General features: G+C 39.3%; 1 protein-coding gene. It reads right to left on the reverse strand.

Annotation, left to right across the window (positions count from 1 at the left end; translation table 11 throughout):
• The coding region (gene arsB / locus AC1M9L_RS14750; protein WP_481592552.1) for an ACR3 family arsenite efflux transporter at positions 1-699 on the reverse strand (699 nt) is incomplete at both ends.

Below are 699 nucleotides of genomic sequence, written 5' to 3' on the forward strand. Positions count from 1 at the left end.
CACTTCACCACCTTTAAGACTGAACATGGCTACAATCGTGAATAAAAGGGCAATAAGGCTGATTGGGCTAATCTTTGGGATAAATTTATCCTGATACCAAGCCAAACCATTCTTTTTAACCAAAATCAGTCGGGTTAAAAACCCAAGTAAGAACGGAATACCTAGATAAATAAGAACAGCATGGGTAATTGTCCAAAAGCTCACATTAATGATTTGTGCTTCTACCCCAAAGAATGGTGGTAAGAAGGTTAAGAATAACCAGGCATAAGTACTAAAGAATAAGATCTGGAAGATACTGTTAAACGCGACTAAGGCAGCGACATATTGATTATCCCCACATGCCAGATCGTTCCAGACGAGGACCATCGCAATACATCGGGCTAAGCCTATGAGAATTAGGCCAGTCATGTATTCAGGATAGGCATGTAAAAATATGATTGCCAAACCAAACATTAAGCAAGGTGCTATTAGCCAGTTTTGAACGAGAGATAATGTAAGGGTTCGCTTGTCCTCAAAGACTTTAGGCAAAGTCGCATATTCTACTTTGGCAAGTGGTGGATACATCATCAAAATAAGCCCTATTGCAATAGGGATATTCACTGAATTAATGCTTAATTGATCGAGTACCACAGATGCTTGAGGAAAAAATACACCAATACCTACTCCTAATGCCATGGCAATGAAAATCCATAGCGTTAG

It is taken from the genome of Acinetobacter sp. ANC_7511, assembly GCF_056779975.1.